Source organism: Pedobacter ginsengisoli (genome assembly GCF_030244015.1).
Lineage (GTDB): Bacteria > Bacteroidota > Bacteroidia > Sphingobacteriales > Sphingobacteriaceae > Pedobacter > Pedobacter ginsengisoli.
Genome location: NZ_JASSYX010000001.1, coordinates 54205 through 74992 on the forward strand (window position 1 = coordinate 54205; position 20788 = coordinate 74992).

The following is a 20788-nucleotide window of genomic DNA, read 5'->3' on the forward strand; positions in this document are numbered from 1 at the left end:
ATCTAAAAGAATTATGAAAGCTATAAAAATATACGCAGTTGTACTGATCCTGTTTGCCGCAGGGGGCTGCAAAAAGAGTTTCCTGGATACGGAGCCGGTGACTTCAGTAACGGATGAAAATTTCTACAAAACGCCAGCTGATGCGTTCAAAGCATTGGTAGGATGTTACGATGGACTACAAATTGTATGGTCAGAGGGAGTCGCGCTGCCGGTAGCGGCTGAAGTCATGTCCGACAATACATTTGGAGGTACCGGAGCTTCCGACGGTTTCGGCTACCAGATGATCGATGAGTTTGACAAGGCCCGCTCGCCTTCAGATCAAAATGTATACGAGCGCAACTGGGCATTGTACTACAAGGCGCTCTACCGCTGCAACATGCTGATCAGTAAAATGGACCAGATCCAATGGGGAGCAAACCCGGAACTCAGGAAAACCTACGAATCTGAGACCCGTTACCTGCGCGCCTATCTGTTGTTCGATATGGTCAGGCTATGGGGAAACATACCCCTGCTTACAACTCCCTCTGCAGAGAACTTGCCGCAGGCCAATCCCGATGACGTCTATAAAGTGATTGCTGAAGATCTGAAGTTTGCAGCAGAAAATATGCAGGGTGTGACTTATACCGCGCAGCCTGTCGCTGAACGGGGAAGGGTTACCAAATATGCCGCGGAGGCGCTACTGGCAAGAGTGTATCTTTTTTATACCGGCTACTATGCAAAAACCGATCTGGTTGGTGTGGTAACAAAAGCAAATGCGCTCACATACCTTGAAGATGTGATCTCCAATAGTGGTTATGGCCTGCTGGATGATTATGCCAATTTATGGCCTGCAGCATCCCTGGCCAGTTATGCAAAGGAGGACAATAAGGAAACCATTTTCGCGGTCAAATATACTTATACCAGTGATTACAATGGCAACACAGATGGAAACCACTGGATGATCATGACAGGAATCCGTGAGCAGGCCTTCTTTCCTTATGGAAACGGCTGGGGAGCAGAGACTGTAAATCCGAAGCTATGGGCCGCATACAGCGCCGCTGATACCAGGAGAGTAGCATCCATTACCTCAATTGTGGATGAAAAGCTTGCCTTTACAAATCAAAGCAAACAAAGGGAGTATACCGGCTATTATGCAAAAAAATACAGCCCGATGATCGATGAAAACGGAAAGCCCCTGCCGGAAGGATACGGAAACACCAGCTTTCAGATTGGTCAGTTCCAGGATTATGTATCCATCCGCTACGCCGATGTATTGCTGATGGCTGCTGAACTCGGAAGTGCAAATGCCCAAACTTATTTTAACGAGGTCAGACAGCGTGCTTATAAAGGGGCATTTACACCACTCGCGGTCAATCAGGACAACATCATGAAAGAACGCAGACTGGAGTTTGCCTTCGAGGGTATCCGTTATTATGACCTGCTTCGCCAGGGCATCAATAAAGCGGCGCAGGAAATTGCGGAGAGCACCACCGTTTTGAATGGGGGCAAGAGTGCAGAGAAGAAAATATTGGCGGGCAACGTAATTGCAACAAAAGGTTTGCAGCAGATACCGTATACCCAGATCAATCTTTCGAACGGTGTCCTGAAACAAAACGCCGGCTGGTAATCCATCATTTATTAAATCATTACAAAAATGAAACTATATCAAAAAATACTGGCAATGTTAATGCTTCCTGTAATGTTCAGCGCCTGTAAAAAAGACGGACACAATATAGGAAAGGTGTTAGATAAATCCGAGATTCAGTACTCGGTCACCCAGGATCTCACAGCGGATCCGGGCGGTAATACCGTGATCCTGAAAAATGCTACACCAGGCACCTTATCCATGTGGGATTATGGGACAGGGACGTCCAACCGCATGCAGGATACTGTAAAATATGCTTTTGCCGGAGACTATGTCATCAGGTTCTCTGTAGCAACAGGAGGAGAAGTTGTAAAACTGGACTCGGTTGTGGTTAAAGTCACTAAAGACAACCTCAACTACGTCAATGATCCGCTATGGACAGCAGTTTCAGGCGGGGTGGGTCAGGAAAAAGAATGGCTGCTGGATACTAAGGGTATTTATTTTTCCGGGCCTCTTGCTTTTTACGGAGTCAATATTGGCTGGCTTAAGGCAGGTGGTCCATGGGCTGATGGTGCTTTTGCTACGGGATGTTATGGCGGGGACTGCTGGAACTGGGGTCCAGGAATAGCCGATATCTATCCAAACATGATGACCAGCGGAGAATATGGGAGTATGACTTTTGGGCTAAAGGGAACGGCTTCTTTTAAAGCGGTTAAGACGATGGAAAACGGTGTTGTACAAAACGGCACCTACTACCTGAATGTCGGTACAAAAATGCTCACTATAAACAACGCATCAATTTTAAGAGGTTATAAGCCCGCAAAAAATGGGATTACTGGTATAAGCGACTGGACCAATTACAAGATCATCTCACTGGATGAAAATACCCTGCAGCTCGGTGTGATCCGGGATAAGGATGTCGACGGTGAAGGGAAGTGTATGCTGGTATACAATTTCATTTCTAAAGAGTTCTCTGAAAATTATGTACCACCGGTAACGGGACCTGACGAAGGTTTTGATCCGACATTTAAAGCAGGGGAACTGCTGGCGATGCTTACAGGTGCCACTTCTGGCAGATTATGGAAATTAGATGCCGCAGGCAATCCGATCGACTGGATTGCAAAAGGTAAGGGCTGGACGAAGACCCATGCTGATTCCAGGGACTGGGGCTGGAACAATTCCTGGGACCTTGTCGCAGCCGATTCCTGGATTTTATTTAACCGCATCGGGGGGCAAAAATATACCCGTAGCCAGAGCGGAGTTGTGACCACAGGAACCTTCACGATCAATGAAGCCACCAATGAGGTTACCTTAAACGGGGAATTGCTGATACAGAATCCGGGAAGCTGGATGACTCCGGCCAAACATACGTTTAAAGTGGTCAAGGCATTTCCCGGAAAAGTAGAAAGTAAGGGAATCTGGTTTGGGGTAGATTACAACACAGACAAAGACGAGTGGTTCTCGTTTCACTACATCTTATAGTTTGGCGCTATAGTATCAAGCAGAAGGCCCTGGTCGAGATCCTCACCGGGGCTTTTCTATACCAAGTTTATCAGCCAGGTCATTCAGGTCATTAACCACAGCATCAATGATAGGGATGCCGTTGATCCTGCGTTCTTTTTCGAAGTCATACTCAGGCTCACCCGGAATAATTACTTTATGCGCCTCATCCACCGGTCTGGCAGATTTAAATCGTGCTATCCAATTGTCCAGATGATCTTTGAACTCTTGCGCCGGACGGAACCCATCGACACGCATGGCGCCAAAAAAGTGTCCTATGCCTGCCCCGACAGGGTTTGCGGATGGTTCCAGGAAAGCTACAAAGGGAGGTACCCAGGGCCCATAGTTTGCACCTGAAAGCACAGCCGACAAAATATCTACAGTGGCACTCAAACCATAGCCCTTATGGCTGCCATGGTCTTTGTCGCTGCCAAGGGGCAATAAAGAACCACCTTGTTTCAACTGATGGGGATCTGTTGAAGGATTCCCAGATGCATCCTGTGCCCAGCCTTCCGGAATGGATAAACCCGAACGCTGCGCAATTTCCAGTTTGCCGTTTGCAGCCGCCGCAGTCGCCATGTCTACCACTACCGGAGGGTATTTTCCGGCAGGAAAAGCATAGCACATCGGGTTGGTACCCAGCAAACGCTCACTGGAGTAAGTGGGAGCAACCAGGGGGCTCGCATTGGTCATGCTGATGCCGATCATATCTTGTTCCACGGCCATTAAAGCATGATATCCAGCTATTCCAAAGTGATTGGAGTTTTTGACAGATACCCAGCCGCTGCCATAGGCCTTCGCTTTTTCAATGGCGATCTGCATGGCAAAAGGGGCTGCCACGAGTCCCAGACCTGCATCTCCGTCCACTGTGGCCGTGGTTGCGGTTTCATACACTACCCTTACATTGGGTGTCGCATTAATGCGCTGTTTTTCCCAAAGACGGACATATCCGCTCAGGCGGGCTACACCATGCGAGTCGACACCCCTTAAGTCAGATTTCAACAGTACATCAGCAGCCAGTATCGCATCTTTTTCGGGGCATCCCATTTTCAGGAATACATGCTCAGTAAACTGGCGCAGGTTTTTTTCGGTAAAAGTATAAAAGGTCATTATTTCTTAGGCAAATAGGACTGTAAATTCATGATCCAGCGGCTTAAAACTGCTGATCAGTGCTTCAATAAAGTCAGGACCATAAAGTACATACATCGGAGCAATATTCAGAACCCGCTCCTGTAAAACTCCTGAAGGGAACAATCTGTCCTTCAGGCTGTCGATCTGGGCAAGTGAAGTTGCATGCTTTCGTTTTTCAGCCCTCAGTAATTTCTTTTCCAGCGTCGCAATCAGTTTAAAAGTCCTGGTCTTAGCTGCATCTGCCGATTCAGAAAGGGTCTTGTCAATCTTGTAGGCCGTCAGTTTGATCTGCTCAAATATGAAGCTGATGGCACGCTGCTCATCCTCCAATGCGAACCGGAGCGGCACATGGGCTTTGACCCATTCGTTCTTAAGGGTATTGGTATCCTTAAATATATCTTTGTGACTGATGCCTAAAATGTGCATTCTGGTTTCAGTCCTTTTGTCAATGATCAACGCAGAATTTCTTAGTATCAAAACAGGGAAATCTACACCGTAATGATCGAAACCAGCTTTTAGCTGCAGCCAGTACGTGGTCTCGGCACCGCCGCCTATATAGGCCAGGTTGGGCAGGATCACCTCCTGGTAAACCGGCCTCATCACCACATTCGGACTAAATCTTTCGGGATAAGTATCGATCTCCTCCTGCAGTTCCTCAGTATTGAAACCAATATCAGTATTCATTACTTTATAAATGCCGTTCTCTTGTATGATTCGTTCCCGCAGGCCATCGATCATGTAAAAGAAGTTGATCTCCCTTGGGTTGACTTGCGGTTTATACCCCAGGTCTTCGATGGACTTATTACTTTCAGAAATCCGCTGAAAACTGCTTTGTTCTGTAATGTCTTTAAAAATAATCTCCGAAAACTGCTGTTTCAGTGCCGGGTCATCCGCATTCACACACACCAGCCCATACTTTCCGAACAGTGCATCTACGAGTATTCTTGTCGCATCGCTCAGCTTATGCTGACCGGAATAAGCCAGATCTGCCATGTCCGCCAGCTTCAGTCCGTTCTCACTGATCCCCAGATAGCCTTTATAAGCTACCAGTACTTCTTCAATGTCTTTGGTACTCAGCTGTCCTGTGGCGCCTGCTGCCTGTTTGTTCCAGGTCAGCATTCTGTCTTCGATCTTTACATGATTGATTTCTTCAAAATCATGATCTTCGGTGGCCATCCAGTAGACCGGTACAAAATTATAGCCGGGAAATTTTGCTTCAAGCTCTTTCGCCAGGTTGATGGCCGTAACGATTTTGTAGATAAAATAAAGCGGACCGGTAAATATATTGAGCTGATGCCCTGTGGTGATGGTAAAGGTTTGTTTGCCGGATAGTAAAGCTATGTTTTTCCGGACCAAATCAGAGGTTTCAACTCCTGAATACTGTTTGTTAAGGGTGTCGGCCAGAACAGAACGGTCTCCTGTAAAATTCCGTTTTTCTATAGCTTCAGCGAAGCCCTGTTGATCCGGGGAATACTGATAAAAAGGGCGCAATGATGATTTACCATCGATATAATCCAGTACTATCGAAGAGAAAGCGCTGGTTTCCTTGTAGGAGATGTATTTAGCTTGCATTGCCACGAATTTAAGTTAATAAACTATAACTCATAGTTTCAAGCCTTTATTTTACAATCTGTCCATACAGGTCAAAATCTTCTGCCCGGTCAATCTTTACCTGCACAAAGCTGCCGATCGCCGCATAACCAGTGGTTGCATCTATCAACACCTCATTGTCCACTTCCGGCGAATCAAATTCTGTACGGCCGATAAAGAAGCCACCTTCTTTTCTGTCTACCAGAACTTTATAAGTATTGCCAATTTTTTCCTGGTTGATCTCAAATGAAATGCCTTGCTGCAGTTCCATGATGGCATCTACACGTTCCTGTTTTACTTCTTCAGGAACATCGTCAATGAGACTGTGGGCGTGTGTTTTTTCTTCATGAGAATAGGTAAAACAACCCAATCTGTCAAAACGGGTCTCTTCCACCCAGTTCAGCATTTCTTCAAAATCCTGTTCAGTTTCGCCGGGATAACCGCAAATCAATGTGGTACGCATAGCGATATTGGGTACTTTGTCCCTGATCTGGTTGACGATATCAATTGTTTTTTGTTTGGTAATGCCCCGGCGCATAGATTTCAGCATATTATCTGTGATGTGCTGTAATGGCATATCCAGGTATTTGCAAATGTTCTCACGCTCATTCATGGCGTCCAGGATTTCCATCGGGAAGCCGGAAGGGTAGGCGTATTGCAGCCTGATCCATTCTATGCCGTTCACATCGGAAATTCTCCGCAGCAATTCGTCCAGGTTGCGTTTGCCATAGATGTCCAGGCCATAATAGGTCAGATCCTGCGCGATCAGGATCAGTTCCTTCGTGCCATTGGCCGCCAGAATTTTAGCCTCATTTACCAGCTCGTTCATGTCTCTGGATACATGTTTGCCGCGCATTAAAGGAATGGCACAAAAAGAACAAGGCCGGTTGCAGCCTTCGGCAATTTTAAAATAAGCGAAATGAGAAGGAGTGGTCAGCAACCGCTCACCGATCAGCTCATGTTTATAATTCGCACCCAGAGAATGCAATAAATTGTTTAGGTCATTGGTACCAAAGTAAGCATCTACGTTGGTAATCTCCGCTTCCAGCTCAGGCTTGTAGCGCTCAGATAAACATCCGGTTACGATTACTTTTCCTACTTTGCCCTCATCCTTCAGCTGGCTGTATTGCAATATAGTATCAATAGACTCCTGTTTGGCATTGTCAATAAATCCGCAGGTATTGATGACCACAATGTCATCCTTGCCCATCTGATTGGATTCATGAGTTACATCCAGGCTGTTGCCGCGCAATTGACCCATTAACACCTCTGAGTCATACGTGTTTTTTGAGCAGCCCAATGTGATCACATTGATTTTAGGTTTCTTTACGGGTGCAACCCTGGATATGTTTTTTGTATTCATGTATTCTACCTGGAATGCTTTTGCCTATTTAAACAAGCTGTCAACAAAAGCTTTTTTATCAAATAACTGAAGGTCATTTACGCCTTCGCCAACCCCAATATATTTTACGGGGATTTTAAACTGATCAGAAATGCCGATCACCACGCCGCCCTTGGCTGTACCATCGAGTTTAGTAATGGCCAGTGCATTTACGTCTGTCGCTTCTGTAAATTGTTTACACTGCTCAAAAGCATTTTGACCGGTGGAGCCGTCCAGTACCAGCAGGATTTCATGTGGTGCCCCCGGAACAATTTTTTGCATGACATTCTTTATCTTACCAAGCTCGTTCATTAACCCGACTTTATTGTGCAAACGGCCGGCAGTATCAATAATTGCTACATCTTCACCGTTTGCTACCGCAGATTGCAGGGTATCATAAGCTACTGAAGCAGGATCTGAACCCATAGCCTGTGCCACAACACGGACACCTACACGCTCGCCCCAAAGTTTGATCTGATCCACTGCCGCCGCCCTGAACGTATCTGCAGCTCCTAAAACCACCTTTAGATTTTCCGCTTTGAGTTTATGTGCCAGTTTGCCAATGGTCGTAGTCTTACCCACCCCGTTTACACCGACAACCATAATCACGTAGGGCTTGTGGTCGCCGCCGTATTCAAAATTCCTGAAATCATTGCTGTTGTTTTCAGCAAGGAGCAACTGGATCTCATCCCGCAACATGCCATTGAGCTCTGAGGTAGAAAGATATTTATCTTTAGCAACCCGGTCCTGAATGCGCGCTATGATTTTTAAAGTCGTGCTTACACCCACATCAGAGGTTACCAAAACCTCTTCCAGGTTGTCCAGCACATCATCATCAACAGTGGATTTACCGGCTACGGCTTTGGTGATCTTGCTTAAAAAACCTTCTTTAGTTTTCTCTAATCCCTTATCGAGAGCATCCTGCGCTTCTGGTGCAGTCTCCTTTTTCTTAAAAAAATCGAATAAACCCATATGAATGTTTTAATAAAATAAAAAAAGCCCTCCCAGTATAAAGGGACGGCTTTAATATTAGCTAATATTAATATTATTTTTTAGATGCAACAATAGCATCCTGAACGTGATCGTTGTGAACAATAACTTCTTTAAAAGAATAAGCACCTGTTTTTGGTGATTTAGTCATTGTGATAACCTTTGAATATTCTTTTCCTTTTCCCGTTTTAAGGGTTGCAACTACCTTTTTTGCCATGATCTAAATAGATTGTGTTTAGTTGTTAGTACTAAACGTATTACTTAATTTCTTTATGTACAGTTACTTTCTTCAAAACCGGGTTGAATTTTTTCAACTCTAATCTTTCAGTAGTATTTTTACGGTTTTTAGTAGAGATATATCTAGACATACCAGGCATGCCACTGGTTTTATGTTCTGTACACTCTAGAATAACTTGTACCCTGTTACCTTTTTTTGCCATTTTCTTATGATTACGGTTGATTTCACATCAACCAGTGTTTTCTACAAATATCCTTTTTTCATGAAGCGGTTGATTGCTTCTGTAATACCAATTTTATTGATGGTTTTGATAGCTGAAGTAGATACTTTCAGTGTTATCCAACGATCTTCCTCAGGAATATAAAATTTCTGAAGTTGTAAGTTGGGATAAAACTTACGCTTAGTTTTAACGTTTGAGTGAGAAACATTAAAACCTGTCATTGCCATTTTTCCGGTTAAATCACAAACTCTAGACATGCCTTATAATATATTGTTAATTGTTCTTCGCTTAATTTTTTTAAGAGTGTGCAAATATCTGTAAAATATTTGTAATCATCAAGTAGGCGAATAAAATATTTTAAATTTATTAAGCAGACCTTATGGTCTGAACCCGGTGAAGGCGCTGTATTCTAATATCCAGGTTCACACATTCTTCACACCTTGTTCACACCAAAGCCACAAACAGGTACCTTTTTGTGAAGAAAGTGTGACTCAGGTGTGTTTCATGTGAGGACTTGCCCTTATTCAGGGTGGTAAAAGATCAGGACTGCAATTGGGGCTGACCGCAATAAAGGGCTGGTCAAAGTATATGATTAGACATTGGATTGATTGAATTTAAAATCAATTTTGCTAAGTTTGGGCTTCAGATTTTCAGACCCGGAAAATCTGGAACATACCTGATTAACCTGAATATAACCTGAACAATGCAAATTACCACACTTGAAGATTACAAAACGACCTATCAGTTAAGCGTAGACCAGCCCGAACAATTCTGGGCGGGCATAGCAGATAATTTCCTCTGGCGTAAAAAATGGGATAAAGTATTGTCCTGGAATTTTTCAGAGCCTGACATCAAGTGGTTTGAAGGCGCAAAGCTCAACATCACGGAAAACTGCCTGGACCGTCACCTGGCAGAGCATGGCGATAAGCCTGCCATTATTTGGGAGCCCAATGATCCGCAAAAAGACAGCATCACTTTAAGTTATAAAATATTGCATGAGCAGGTTTGCCGCTTTGCCAATGTCCTGAAAAAGAACGGGGTACAAAAAGGTGACAGAATCTGTATCTATATGCCTATGGTACCGGAACTGGCTATAGCGGTGCTGGCCTGTGCACGTATTGGTGCAGTACATTCGGTAGTGTTTGGCGGTTTTTCTGCGAAATCTATTGCTGACAGAATTAATGACGCGGAATGCAAACTGGTCATTACCGCCGACGGGGCCTTTAGGGGCAACAAGCAAATCCAATTGAAAGAAGTGATTGACGATGCGCTCATCGGATGCCCTACAGTCGAAAAAGTGATCGTTCTGACCCATACCAGGACACCAGTGTCTATGCTGAAAGGACGTGACATCTGGTGGGAAGATGAGGTGAAACTGGTAGATACCAATTGCCCGGCCGTAGAGATGGATGCTGAGGATATGCTGTTTATACTCTATACCTCGGGCTCTACCGGTAAGCCAAAAGGGGTGGTGCATACTATTGGCGGTTACATGGTCTATGCCGGTTATACTTTTTCCAATGTATTCAATTATCAGCCTGGCGAAGTTTTCTTCTGCACGGCAGATATTGGCTGGATTACGGGTCATTCTTATATCGTGTACGGGCCGCTATCACAGGGTGCTACGACGCTGATGTTTGAAGGAATCCCTACTTTTCCAGATGCATCCAGGTTGTGGCAGGTAATAGATAAGCACAAGGTAAATATATTATATACAGCACCTACCGCCATCCGCTCACTCATGAGCTTTGGTCTGGAGCCGGTAGCAGGTGCGGACCTGAGCTCGTTGAGGGTACTGGGTTCTGTTGGTGAGCCGATCAATGAAGAGGCCTGGCACTGGTTTGATGAAAATATCGGTAAGGGCAACTGCCCGATAGTTGACACCTGGTGGCAGACGGAAACAGGAGGGATCATGATCTCACCAATTGCGTTTGTAACTCCGACCAAACCAAGTTATGCAACTCTGCCTTTACCGGGTATTCAGCCCATCCTGGTTGATGAACAAGGGAACCTGATTGAAGGCAATGACGTAAGCGGTAATCTGTGTATCAGATTTCCGTGGCCAGGGATGCTGCGTACCACTTATGGCGACCACGAACGCTGCAAGCTCACCTACTTCTCTACTTATAAAGATCTGTATTTTACGGGCGATGGCTGTCTGAGAGATGAAGACGGGTACTACCGGATTACCGGAAGGGTCGACGATGTAATCAATGTGTCCGGCCACCGTATTGGTACTGCAGAAGTGGAGAATGCGATAAATATGCATGCCGGAGTTGTAGAAAGTGCGGTCGTGGGTTTCCCGCATGATGTAAAAGGACAGGGAATCTATGCCTTCGTTATTTTTCCAAATACCCACAGCGATGCAGACCTGACCCGTAAAGACATCCTGCAGACGGTAACCCGTGTGATCGGTGCAATAGCGAAACCTGATAAAATATTATTTGTTTCCGGACTACCTAAAACCAGGTCCGGTAAGATTATGCGCAGGATCCTGAGGAAGATCGCCGAAGGTGATACTTCCAATCTGGGCGACATTTCTACTTTGCTTGACCCTGCTGTTGTCGAAGAAATCATCGAAAAATCTAAACAATAAAAACTTTCCTTTGCTTCTGCTGTTCTTTAGTTTACATAACCGATTGTAAAACATAAATTAAGGAACATGGATAAGTTAGAATTGAAAGGAAAATGGAATGAGATCAAGGGTAAGGTGAAACAGGCGTATGCGGATCTGACCGATGATGATTTGAAATATGAAGAAGGGAAGGACGATGAATTGTACGGGAGGTTGCAGCAAAGAACCGGCAAGACCAGGGATGAACTGGTTGACTGGATAAAAAGTTTGTAAGCTTTGGCTTTTTTAAAATTACAACGTAGCTTTGTGTTTAAGGTAGGGAATAATTTTAAAAGGGTACTTTCATGGTTAAATTGTTTGTCGCGGGGATTCCCGACAACTTGCAGGAAATAGGATTGATAGAAATGTTTAGTTTGTATGCTTTGGTCAGCAGCATTACCGTGGTGACTGATAAGCAAACCGGCAAAAGCCTGGGCTACGGCTTTATAGAAGTTCAGGATATGGCTGCTGCAGGCAGGGCCATTGAGGCGCTGAACGGTCTAAAAGTTGGCGCCAGAAAGCTGGAAGTTAAAATAGCAGAGGAGCGCAATAAACCCTTTTCAAAACGACCACAGGAGAGACCTGCACAGAAAAACAGTTCAGGCCTTTCAAAAAGCAATGCCCGGCAACCCGTGCAGGGTAAGTCAAAAAGGCCCAGAGTAAAATCTGGTTTATAAAATATAAGGCCAGCCGGTACCGGCTGGCCTTATCAGTAAAAAACAATTCCTTAATAGCCGAATATCTGTTCCAAAGTCAGTTTATGAACTGTTCCGAATTTCTGCATGTCTTCCAGTTTAACTTTTTTCTCTGAAGCAACGATGCAGTAGTTGTAGGGTTTGCCTGATACATTAGTCCTGTGGAATGCGTTGATGTCGTCAAAGGTCAGGGATTTCAGGCCATTGTATTCATCAATCCTCGAATCATGGTCAATGCCCAGCTTCTGGTTTGCAAAGTAGCTTCCAATGATGTCATCTTTGGAAATCCGGCTGGTTTCTATTGCATTCAGGGCATTGTCTTTCGATGCTTCAAAAGATTTGTCCGCACGGGGGAGGTCATTTAGCAATTCGTTCATGCCAGCTACCGCATCGTTCATCTTATCGGCCTGGCTGCCGACATAGGCAATCATGGCATATTCTTTTTCTTTCTTGTCAGGCGATGAATAGACCGCAAAAGTAGAGTAAGCCAGCGCCTTGGACTCTCTGATTGTTTGAAATACAATAGAGCCCATGCCTCCGCCAAAGTAACTGTTAAACAGGTTTACTTTAGCCGCCAGCGTCGGGTCGTACACACCACCATTGCGGATCCAGCGGATTTCCGATTGTACCATGTCATAATCAGCAAAGTATACCTGATTGCTGGTGTTATTGGTGTATGTAAATTCCTTTGCTGGTGCGATAGGTGTAAATTCAGCAGGCAGTTTGTGCAGCCTGGCAATACTTGTTGTAAAAGTACTTAAAGTCTGAGGGCCATAGTAAGTAATGGTATGTTTGTAGTTGTTGATGTTGTGCAGGATATAGAGCAGCTGCTCCGAAGTGATTGCTTTGACCTCATCATTGCTCAGTGTATAGTTTGAAGGATTGTCCTGGCCGTATTGTGCGTAACTCATCAAGCCGTTCAAAATAGCCCCTTTGTTGAGTTTGTTGTTTTCCCTTGATTTGAGGATGCGGCTTTTCAGCTCGGCCAATGCTGTTTCATTGGGTTTGCAATTGGCCAGGATGTGTTCTACCAGGCTCACTGCCTTGTCAAAATTTTCCTGCAGGCCACTGATGCTGATGGTCGCCACTTCATTGCCTACATTAAAGCTGTAACTGCAGGCGATATTATAAAATTCTTTACTGATCTGCTCTGCGGTATATTTGTCTGTAGCCAGAAAAGTCAGATACTGGGCAGCATATGGCTGCAATTTATAGTTCCATGCGCCCATATCAAAACGGTAGGACATCCGGAAGATGCTGTTGTCCCTGTTCTGTACAGCGATCACATCGGCGATACCCACTTTGCCAAAGTTCAGGTCTTTTTTATAATCCAGAAACTTAGGTGCAATTGGTTTTACAGGTGCTGCCAGGAGGTTTTTTGTGAAATCTGAGGTTTCGCCGGCATTGGTATTAACCGGGGTAATGGCCGGTTTTTCTACTTTCAGGGTATTTTTGTCTTCGCCTTTATGTTTGAAGCCGGCCACATAATTGTCTCCAAAAAATTGTTTGGCAAAACCTGTTACCTGCTGTTTGCTGATCTTGGCCATTTGATCAGGGCCGCTCAGGGATTTGTCCCAGTTTACCCCCCTGTTCAATATGAATTCATTAGTAGCAGACTCGACACGATAGCCGTTGTTGTCGAAAGCCTGCAGCAGGCCCAGTTTGCTGTTGGCTACAGTGGCCTTGATAAGGCGCTCATCCCAGTTCCCGCTTTTGAGTAAAGCGATCTGGTCCAGCAGGAGTTGCTGTGCCTGTTCCAGAGATTGTCCTTCCTTTGGTTGAGCGGTCAGGCTAAATACGCCATAATCTTTCATCTGCTGATAGCTTGCCCCGGAACGGAGTACTTTCTGCTGTTTGTTCAGGTTGATGTCCAGTAAGCCTGCTTTGCCGTTTGAAAGGATACTGGAGATCAGGTCCAGCATCATAGTCTGTCTGGTATTCTGGGCATAGCCTCTATAGTTGAGTTCTACGCTTTCGGCGCTCGGGCCATATACATCCACTTTTTGAATGTTTGTCAATGGTTTTTCAGGAGCCGGTTTGTACTGGCTGACGGGTTTTGCTTGCATAAAGGCAAACGACTGGTCTACTTTTCCGATCATTTCATCGGGATTGAAATCACCGGCCAGTACTACTGCCATATTATTGGGTACGTAATATTTATTGTAATAATTTCTGATCTCCACCAGTGAGGGGTTTTTCAGGTGTTCAATGCTACCGATGGTAGTCTGCTGTCCGTAGTTGTGTGTTGGAAACAGGAGTTCAAACATCTTTTCATTCAATTTCCAGCTGTCATTGTCCAGCCCACGGTTCTTCTCTTCATATACCGCCTCAAGTTCCGTATGAAAAATTCTGAATATAGGATTGCGGAAGCGTTCCGCCTGCAATGCCAGGAATTTGTCCGTTGCATTGGCCGGAAAATCTTCATTGTATACAGTTTCTTCATACCAGGTGTGCGCATTGGTAGACTGTCCGCCAATGGCTTTCATCATTTTATCATACTCGTTGGCAATCGAAAAATTAGAAGCCTGTCCCGAAGTCTTGTCGATTTCCGCATAAATCTCCTTGCGTTTAGCGGGATCGGTAGTTTTGTTGTACCGCTCATAAAGCGAATCGATCTTATCCAGCAGGGGTTTTTCTTTTGCAAAGTCCATAGTCCCGAACTTATCGGTTCCCTTAAAGAGTAAATGTTCCAGGTAATGTGCGAGTCCGGTTGCATTGCGGGGATCGGTGTTACTGCCCGCCCTTACCGCCATGCGGAATTCTATAGTAGGTTCTTTGGCGTTTTGTGATAAAATAACCGTCAGGCCATTTTTCAAAGTATAGAACCGGGATTTGGTAGGGTCGTTGGTCACATATTTATAAGTGTATCCACCGGATGTGGCTGTTTTCCACTTATAAGCAGATTGAGCCATAACACCCGAACCAATAAGGAGGAAGCAGGCCAGCAACAGTTTGTGTTTCATGTTTGATAAGTTATGTTTCAAACTTAGATAAAAACTCGTTAACATTGTTTCGAATTCTCGTACTTTTACGGTTATAAATCATTCTAACTATAAAATCTCCCGAAAAAGGTGATTTTGACACATTACACAGAAATTCCGATGAAACAGCAACAATCCAGACCCAATATTTTAGTAGTAAATGATGATGGCATCACAGCCCCGGGGATAAAAAACCTGCTGGAGGCTGTACAGGAATTTGGAAATGTGGTGGTGGTAGCGCCAGATGGCCCGCAGTCGGGCATGGGGCATGCCATTACGATAGGAAAGCCACTGCGTTTTGACAAGGTTGACCTTTACCCCGGAGTGGAGATGTACAAATGCTCGGGCACACCAGTAGACTGTGTGAAACTGGCAGTCAATAAGATCTTTAAAGGGAAAAAACCTGACCTTTGCGTCTCCGGGATCAACCACGGGCTGAACAATTCCATCAATGTCATCTACTCCGGTACCATGTCTGCTGCGGTAGAGGGTGCTATAGAAGGGATTCCTTCGATTGGTTTTTCACTGGACGATTATACCCAGGAGGCTGATTTCAGCCATTGCAAAAAATACATTAAAACCATCTGCCAGCAGGTGCTGGAACATGGATTGCCGGCGGCAACATTGCTCAATGTAAATTTTCCTCAGGGTGCTGATCTCAAAGGGATAAAAATCTGCAGACAGGCCAATGCCAAATGGGCAGAAGAATTTGATGAACGAAAAGATCCTTATGAACGTCCGTATTACTGGCTGACGGGTGTTTTTCAGAATAACGATAAAGGTGAGGATACAGATGTCTGGGCATTGGAACATGGTTTTGTATCGGTCGTCCCCGTGCAGTTTGACCTTACGGCGCATCATGCCATACCAGTGCTGAACACCTGGACTTTTGATACACCTGTTGCTAAAGCAGGGGACAAAATACATAAGACCCTTGCACCTGACGGCCCTTCACTTGGTTAGCCAATGGAAAGCAAGCTGAGGAACATAAGGAATTCGGTATGGACCGGACTCGCGATCGGCATTACGCTCCCTGGGATATTGCTCAGTGCTGTATGGTACCTGATGCATAAATATGCTTTTTTAGCAAAGGCCGACCTGCTGCTGATCGGTTGTATCTCCCTTAATGCATTACTGATGCATTACTTTTTTAAACACGATAAGGACAATACTGGCAGGGGAATAATCAGCGCTACTTTTCTCTGGGCTTTTGTTTTCTTTTTTTATAAAATCAACAGGTAATGAAATACTATTTAGTTGCCGGTGAGGCCTCAGGCGACCTGCATGGTGCCAACCTGATGAAAGCATTGAAACAGGAAGACCCTGATGCGCAATTCCGCTACTATGGAGGAGACAGGATGCTGGCAGAGGGCGGGACACTGCAAAAGCACTATTCTGAAATGGCGTTTATGGGTTTTACGGAAGTACTGCTAAACTTACGCACCATTCTAAAAAATCTGAAAGCCTGTAAAGCTGATGTGCTGGCCTACCAGCCGGACGTGTTGATTCTGATTGACTTTCCGGGCTTTAACCTCAAGATCGCTGATTTTGCTAAACAGAACGGGATCAATACTGCTTATTACATCTCTCCGAAAGTATGGGCGTGGAACCAAAAACGTGTATTGAAGATCAAAAAAACAGTGGACCGCATGTTTTGTATCCTGCCTTTTGAAGTTGATTTTTATAAGGAATGGGGTATGGATGTCGATTATGTCGGGAATCCTTTACTGGATGCCATAGACCAGTTTACCCCAGATCCCGCTTTTAAGGATATTTATAACTTGACTCACAAACCTGTGATCGCACTATTGCCGGGCAGCCGCAGGCAGGAGATAGAAAGGCTGTTGCCTGACATGCTGAGCGTGACTCCGGCTTTTCCGGATCATCATTTTGTAGTGGCTGCCGCACCAAGTTTTGACAAAAAGTATTACGAGCAGTTCATCAGTTCTGCTAACGTTACCCAGGTTTTTAATCAGACCTATGACCTGCTTCATGTCGCTTCGGCTGCTATAGTGGCATCAGGAACAGCGACGTTGGAAACGGCGCTCTTTCATGTGCCGCAGGTAGTGGTCTACCGGGGCGGCGCGATATCTGTCGCCATCGCCAGGATGCTGGTTAACATTAAATTCATTTCGCTGGTCAACCTGATCATGAATAAAAAAGTTGTTACAGAACTCATCCAGAAAGATTGTAACCAGACAAAAATTACTGCAGAATTGAAGGCCATTCTTGAAGGGCCCGGGCGACAGGATATGCTTTTGAATTATAAGGAATTATCCTCCATAATGGGCGCTGCCGGAGCATCAAAAAGAACCGCAAAACTGATAATTCAATATTTCAAAAACAATTAATATAGGAAGTTGTTTAAGAGGTTAATCAATAAATTTTTTTGACCAAACATTTTGTCTTAAGTTATTTTACTCTATTTTTGACAGTGATAAAACGTTTTACTTAAATATAGCTACCCTGTATATTATGAAAGATACTCTTTGTGAATTTCCGGTAAACGCCCTCAACCCAATCCATCTGAATAAGTTTTCAAGGCACATAAGTTCGCCTTGCTGATCTTTTAAAAAATATAAAGGTTAAACCTTTATCATCCATCTGAATTTCTCGGTCTCAAGCCTTCTCCGGCAAGTAGTTGCTTTTTCCATTTTGGTATCTGCCAAGGTCTTGTTTTGATTAGGTTTTCATCTTTTTAGCACTCTTTCTGGTTTACGCTTTTATGCAGGTGCTGCACCTGTATGATGCCTTGTTGTGCCCCGATTAAAACGAATACTTTGAACTATTAACTATAAAACAACGTCTATGAAAATTAAATTACTAACAGGTATCGGGATATTTTTTCTCTTTGCCGCCGGCTTTCGGGGTAATGCCGCTAATATCCGGGCATCTGAAAGCAAAAGCCTCCTGACGGAGCATTCGATGTGGCAACAGGATACCACAAAGAAAGATACGACCAAAAAAAGTGGTATTGTAACTGGTATAGTCGTCGACGAGAATTCACAGCCGATCCCCGGCGTAGGGATCAAATCGGCTTCCGGTAAAGGTGCTGTAACCGATGCAACAGGAAAGTTTGGTATCGCCGTGACGGGGCCTGCAGAAGTGCTGACTTTTACCTATTTGGGGTATGCTTCTGTTACACGGCCGGCAGGAGCCGCTAATGTTCCCCTCAGTATAAAGATGCAGCCTAGCGCAACGACTCTGAAAGATGTACAGGTGGTGGCAGTGGGATATGGTAATCTGGCTGCCAAAGAAGTGACCTCATCCGTCGCCCATGTTGGTACTGAAGATTTCAGGCAAAGCGGCGCAAGAAACCCTCTTGACCTGATCCAGGGTAAGGTCGCCGGACTGCAATTGTCGCGTCCCGGTGGTTCCAACCCAAATTCATCTGTTAGTGTACAGCTCCGGGGAGCTGTAACAACTCAGGGAAGCGGGACCCCTTTATATGTAATTGACGGTATCCCAGGAGGTAATCCTAACCTGTTGCAACAAGACGATATTGCATCAGTAGATATTTTGAAAGATGGATCAGGTGCTGCTATTTATGGTACAAGTGCAAACGCTGGGGTAATTATTATTACAACGAAGAAAGGTAAGCCCGGAGCACCGTCATTCGATTATTCTTCCTATGCAAGAAAGGAATATCTTCAGAACCGGCCGGACTTTCTTACAGCTGACGAGTTCAGGCAGCGGGTAGTATCAGGAGATATTCAACAGGATGACTTTGGCTCCAATACCGATTTCTTCGATGGGCTTATCAATCATGATAACATTTCGCAGAATCATAACCTGGCACTTTCAGGAGGAACGGAGCAAACGACTTACAGGGGAAGTATCAACTATAGAAACCTTCAGGGGCTAAGCAGGGAGAACGGACGTGAAGAATACACTGTCCGTCTGAACATTAATCAAAAGGGGCTTGACAACAAGTTAAATGCACAGCTCAACCTGGTGACAAATATCAATAAAATCAACCAGCTTGGCGGCGGCGGCTGGGAAAGTGAATCGGCCAAGAACCCGACTTTATCTAATTATAATCCTGACGGAAGCTTCAGGTATGATCTGACAAGTACTAATGAATTTGCACGGCTGGAAATGGAGACAAATCATCGCAAGCAACAAATTTCATCGGCGGATGCTAAAATCGATTATGATATTATACCTGGTTTGAAGGCTTCAGTGTTTGGTTCTGTGACAAGAGATAGTTATACTGATGGTCAGTACAGATTCAAGGGAAGTGAAGATTCGATGGAAAACTCTGATTTTCCTGGCGGAGGTTATGCTTATAAAGGAGACTTTCTTTCTCAGAAATATGCAATTGAACCAACCTTGACCTTTCAGAGAAAGATTGCGGAGAAGCATGACCTGACAGCAGTTGCGGGATATAGCTACCGTTATGATATTGAAGAATCATCATCCGCATCGAACCGTGGCTTCCTGAATGACCAGTTCCATGAAGACAATTTAAACGCGGGTGCTGCGCTGAGCCTGGGAAAGGCGGGAATGAGCAGTAGTAAGTCTGACAATACTTTAATCGCTTTCTTCGGAAGGATAAATTATTCCTTTAATAACCGGTATCTGCTGCAATTCATCCTTCGTCATGAAGGATCTTCGAAATTTGGTGCAAACAACCGCTGGGCGAATTTCCCTGCTGTATCTGCAGGATGGAATCTGTCGGAGGAAGAATTCATGAAAGATGTTAAATTTGTGAATTACCTGAAATTGCGTGCGGGTTATGGTGTTACCGGAAATGCGCCGCTAATCAACAATGTTTCAAGGGTGACCCTAAGCACCGGTGGTAAATATATTTTCCCCGATGGCAATTATTATCAAACATACGGTCCCGACAGAAACTCCAATCCTGATCTGCGCTGGGAAAGTAAAAGAGAGCTCAATATCGGTATTGACTACCGTTTGTTCGATAACAGGCTGAGCGGCTCTGTGGACGTTTTCAAAAGAACGACTAAAGATTTGCTCGATACTTATGATTCTCCTCAGCCAGCATATGTCCGGGAAAGTATATTTACCAACGTTGGAACAATTTCTTCACAAGGTATAGAGCTTGCTTTGGGTTACCAGGCGATTCAGGGAAAAGAGTTCAACTGGAATTTTGATGTCACTGCAAGTACGACTAAAAATGAGTTGGAAAGCTATTCTAATGCCCTTTACAAACGTACGTTTATCACTACTGGGGGTATCGGCGGTGCGGGTGATCTTGGAAACGCATTTACTACTTTTGAGGGCGGAAAGATTGGTGTATTCTATGGCAAACGGTTTGCCGGTTTTACCGGGGATGGCAAATGGCTGTTTTACAATAGAAATGGGGAGGCCATTAGAAACGACCAGATCAACAACTCACGTACTGACTTAAATGCGACTGATCTTGCTCCCATAGGTAATGCTGTTCCCAAGTATTACATGTCGATGACGAATAACTTTAATTACAAGAACTGGGACCTCAGAATCTTTGTAAGAGGTAAATTCGATTTCGATATTCTTAATACTACGGCGCTTAGTTATGCCAATAAGACCTGGAGTGGTAACTTATTGAAAGAGACTTTTACCAAGTACGCGGAAATAAATGATACTTATATGTATTCAGATTACTACTTGGAAGACGGAAGTTTCCTGAAAATAGATGAGATCACACTTGGTTATAATTTTAAATTCAAATCCAAAGGATTTCGCAATCTGAGGGTGTATGCAACCGGCCAGAACCTGGTCACGTTTACCGGCTATTCAGGGAATGATCCCGATTATGTGTTAGATACCGGTATCGGAAATGAAGTAGACGGAAAAGTACTGGGTATTGACACAAGAGGGCCGTATCCAAGCTCGCGTTCGTTTTTATTAGGTGTAAATGTTGGGTTTTAAAAAATTG

General features: G+C 44.6%; 17 protein-coding genes. 9 read left to right on the forward strand and 8 right to left on the reverse strand.

Features of this window, described 5'->3' with window-relative positions; translation table 11 throughout:
- The first annotated feature begins 13 nt into the window (after window positions 1-13).
- Window positions 14-1606, forward strand: a complete 1593-nt coding sequence (locus QEP08_RS00200; protein WP_285054373.1) for a RagB/SusD family nutrient uptake outer membrane protein — start codon at window positions 14-16, stop codon at window positions 1604-1606.
- A gap of 27 nt (window positions 1607-1633) precedes the next feature.
- A complete protein-coding gene (locus QEP08_RS00205) occupies window positions 1634-3046 on the forward strand; it encodes a hypothetical protein (RefSeq protein ID WP_285054374.1) in 1413 nt (470 codons plus the stop codon).
- 42 nt (window positions 3047-3088) lie between these two features.
- Here QEP08_RS00205 and QEP08_RS00210 read toward each other — a convergent pair whose 3' ends face one another.
- From QEP08_RS00210 to rpmB, 7 genes are all read right to left on the reverse strand, one after another.
- The gene (locus QEP08_RS00210) at window positions 3089-4174 is read right to left on the reverse strand and encodes an Ldh family oxidoreductase (protein ID WP_285054375.1); all 1086 of its coding nucleotides are present in this window, start codon (window positions 4172-4174) and stop codon (window positions 3089-3091) included.
- A 6-nt stretch (window positions 4175-4180) separates the two neighbouring features.
- On the reverse strand, window positions 4181-5767 hold the full coding sequence (bshC, locus tag QEP08_RS00215; RefSeq protein ID WP_285054377.1) for a bacillithiol biosynthesis cysteine-adding enzyme BshC: 1587 nt from the start codon (window positions 5765-5767) through the stop codon (window positions 4181-4183).
- A gap of 46 nt (window positions 5768-5813) precedes the next feature.
- Window positions 5814-7148: a 30S ribosomal protein S12 methylthiotransferase RimO gene (gene rimO, locus QEP08_RS00220; protein WP_285054378.1), complete on the reverse strand. Its 1335-nt coding sequence runs from the start codon at window positions 7146-7148 to the stop codon at window positions 5814-5816.
- Between the two features lie 24 nt (window positions 7149-7172).
- Entirely contained in the window at window positions 7173-8138 is a 966-nt protein-coding gene (ftsY, locus tag QEP08_RS00225) for a signal recognition particle-docking protein FtsY (protein WP_285054380.1), read from the reverse strand.
- Between the two features lie 73 nt (window positions 8139-8211).
- A complete protein-coding gene (locus tag QEP08_RS00230) occupies window positions 8212-8373 on the reverse strand; it encodes a DUF4295 domain-containing protein (RefSeq protein ID WP_285054381.1) in 162 nt (53 codons plus the stop codon).
- A gap of 40 nt (window positions 8374-8413) precedes the next feature.
- Complete coding sequence (rpmG, locus tag QEP08_RS00235; RefSeq protein WP_008242799.1) at window positions 8414-8596, reverse strand: 50S ribosomal protein L33; 183 nt, start codon at window positions 8594-8596, stop codon at window positions 8414-8416.
- A 41-nt stretch (window positions 8597-8637) separates the two neighbouring features.
- On the reverse strand, window positions 8638-8871 hold the full coding sequence (rpmB, locus tag QEP08_RS00240) for a 50S ribosomal protein L28 (protein WP_285054390.1): 234 nt from the start codon (window positions 8869-8871) through the stop codon (window positions 8638-8640).
- A 446-nt stretch (window positions 8872-9317) separates the two neighbouring features.
- On the opposite strand from rpmB, the gene acs reads away from it, so the two are divergent.
- From acs to QEP08_RS00255, 3 genes are all read left to right on the forward strand, one after another.
- A complete protein-coding gene (acs, locus tag QEP08_RS00245; protein ID WP_285054391.1) occupies window positions 9318-11210 on the forward strand; it encodes an acetate--CoA ligase in 1893 nt (630 codons plus the stop codon).
- Window positions 11211-11276: 66 nt separating this feature from the next.
- A complete protein-coding gene (locus tag QEP08_RS00250; RefSeq protein ID WP_285054393.1) occupies window positions 11277-11462 on the forward strand; it encodes a CsbD family protein in 186 nt (61 codons plus the stop codon).
- A 71-nt stretch (window positions 11463-11533) separates the two neighbouring features.
- Window positions 11534-11905, forward strand: a complete 372-nt coding sequence (locus QEP08_RS00255) for an RNA recognition motif domain-containing protein (protein WP_285054394.1) — start codon at window positions 11534-11536, stop codon at window positions 11903-11905.
- Window positions 11906-11955: 50 nt separating this feature from the next.
- On the opposite strand, the gene QEP08_RS00260 is transcribed toward QEP08_RS00255, so the two are convergent.
- The gene (locus QEP08_RS00260; RefSeq protein WP_285054395.1) at window positions 11956-14886 is read right to left on the reverse strand and encodes a M16 family metallopeptidase; all 2931 of its coding nucleotides are present in this window, start codon (window positions 14884-14886) and stop codon (window positions 11956-11958) included.
- 138 nt (window positions 14887-15024) lie between these two features.
- Here QEP08_RS00260 and surE point away from each other — a divergent pair, with 138 nt between their 5' ends.
- From surE to QEP08_RS00280, 4 genes are all read left to right on the forward strand, one after another.
- Entirely contained in the window at window positions 15025-15867 is an 843-nt protein-coding gene (surE, locus tag QEP08_RS00265) for a 5'/3'-nucleotidase SurE (RefSeq protein WP_285054397.1), read from the forward strand.
- Between the two features lie 3 nt (window positions 15868-15870).
- Complete coding sequence (locus QEP08_RS00270) at window positions 15871-16146, forward strand: stationary phase survival protein SurE (RefSeq protein ID WP_285054399.1); 276 nt, start codon at window positions 15871-15873, stop codon at window positions 16144-16146.
- Window positions 16146-17255, forward strand: coding sequence for a lipid-A-disaccharide synthase (lpxB, locus tag QEP08_RS00275; RefSeq protein ID WP_285054402.1), 1110 nt, complete (start codon window positions 16146-16148; stop codon window positions 17253-17255). The genes QEP08_RS00270 and lpxB overlap by 1 nt, the downstream gene beginning before the upstream one ends.
- Before the next feature lie 457 nt (window positions 17256-17712).
- Complete coding sequence (locus QEP08_RS00280) at window positions 17713-20781, forward strand: SusC/RagA family TonB-linked outer membrane protein (protein WP_285054404.1); 3069 nt, start codon at window positions 17713-17715, stop codon at window positions 20779-20781.
- Window positions 20782-20788 lie beyond the last annotated feature (7 nt).

Excerpts from the sequence above, each read along its gene's own strand:
- QEP08_RS00200 (WP_285054373.1), top strand. The coding sequence starts at position 14 with ATGAAAGCTATAAAAATATACGCAGTTGTACTGATCCTGTTTGCCGCA.
- QEP08_RS00205 (WP_285054374.1), top strand. The coding sequence starts at position 1,634 with ATGAAACTATATCAAAAAATACTGGCAATGTTAATGCTTCCTGTAATG.
- QEP08_RS00210 (WP_285054375.1), bottom strand. The coding sequence starts at position 4,174 with ATGACCTTTTATACTTTTACCGAAAAAAACCTGCGCCAGTTTACTGAG.
- bshC (WP_285054377.1), bottom strand. The coding sequence starts at position 5,767 with ATGCAAGCTAAATACATCTCCTACAAGGAAACCAGCGCTTTCTCTTCG.
- rimO (WP_285054378.1), bottom strand. The coding sequence starts at position 7,148 with ATGAATACAAAAAACATATCCAGGGTTGCACCCGTAAAGAAACCTAAA.
- ftsY (WP_285054380.1), bottom strand. The coding sequence starts at position 8,138 with ATGGGTTTATTCGATTTTTTTAAGAAAAAGGAGACTGCACCAGAAGCG.
- QEP08_RS00230 (WP_285054381.1), bottom strand. The coding sequence starts at position 8,373 with ATGGCAAAAAAGGTAGTTGCAACCCTTAAAACGGGAAAAGGAAAAGAA.
- rpmG (WP_008242799.1), bottom strand. The coding sequence starts at position 8,596 with ATGGCAAAAAAAGGTAACAGGGTACAAGTTATTCTAGAGTGTACAGAA.
- rpmB (WP_285054390.1), bottom strand. The coding sequence starts at position 8,871 with ATGTCTAGAGTTTGTGATTTAACCGGAAAAATGGCAATGACAGGTTTT.
- acs (WP_285054391.1), top strand. The coding sequence starts at position 9,318 with ATGCAAATTACCACACTTGAAGATTACAAAACGACCTATCAGTTAAGC.
- QEP08_RS00250 (WP_285054393.1), top strand. The coding sequence starts at position 11,277 with ATGGATAAGTTAGAATTGAAAGGAAAATGGAATGAGATCAAGGGTAAG.
- QEP08_RS00255 (WP_285054394.1), top strand. The coding sequence starts at position 11,534 with ATGGTTAAATTGTTTGTCGCGGGGATTCCCGACAACTTGCAGGAAATA.
- QEP08_RS00260 (WP_285054395.1), bottom strand. The coding sequence starts at position 14,886 with ATGAAACACAAACTGTTGCTGGCCTGCTTCCTCCTTATTGGTTCGGGT.
- surE (WP_285054397.1), top strand. The coding sequence starts at position 15,025 with ATGAAACAGCAACAATCCAGACCCAATATTTTAGTAGTAAATGATGAT.
- QEP08_RS00270 (WP_285054399.1), top strand. The coding sequence starts at position 15,871 with ATGGAAAGCAAGCTGAGGAACATAAGGAATTCGGTATGGACCGGACTC.
- lpxB (WP_285054402.1), top strand. The coding sequence starts at position 16,146 with ATGAAATACTATTTAGTTGCCGGTGAGGCCTCAGGCGACCTGCATGGT.
- QEP08_RS00280 (WP_285054404.1), top strand. The coding sequence starts at position 17,713 with ATGAAAATTAAATTACTAACAGGTATCGGGATATTTTTTCTCTTTGCC.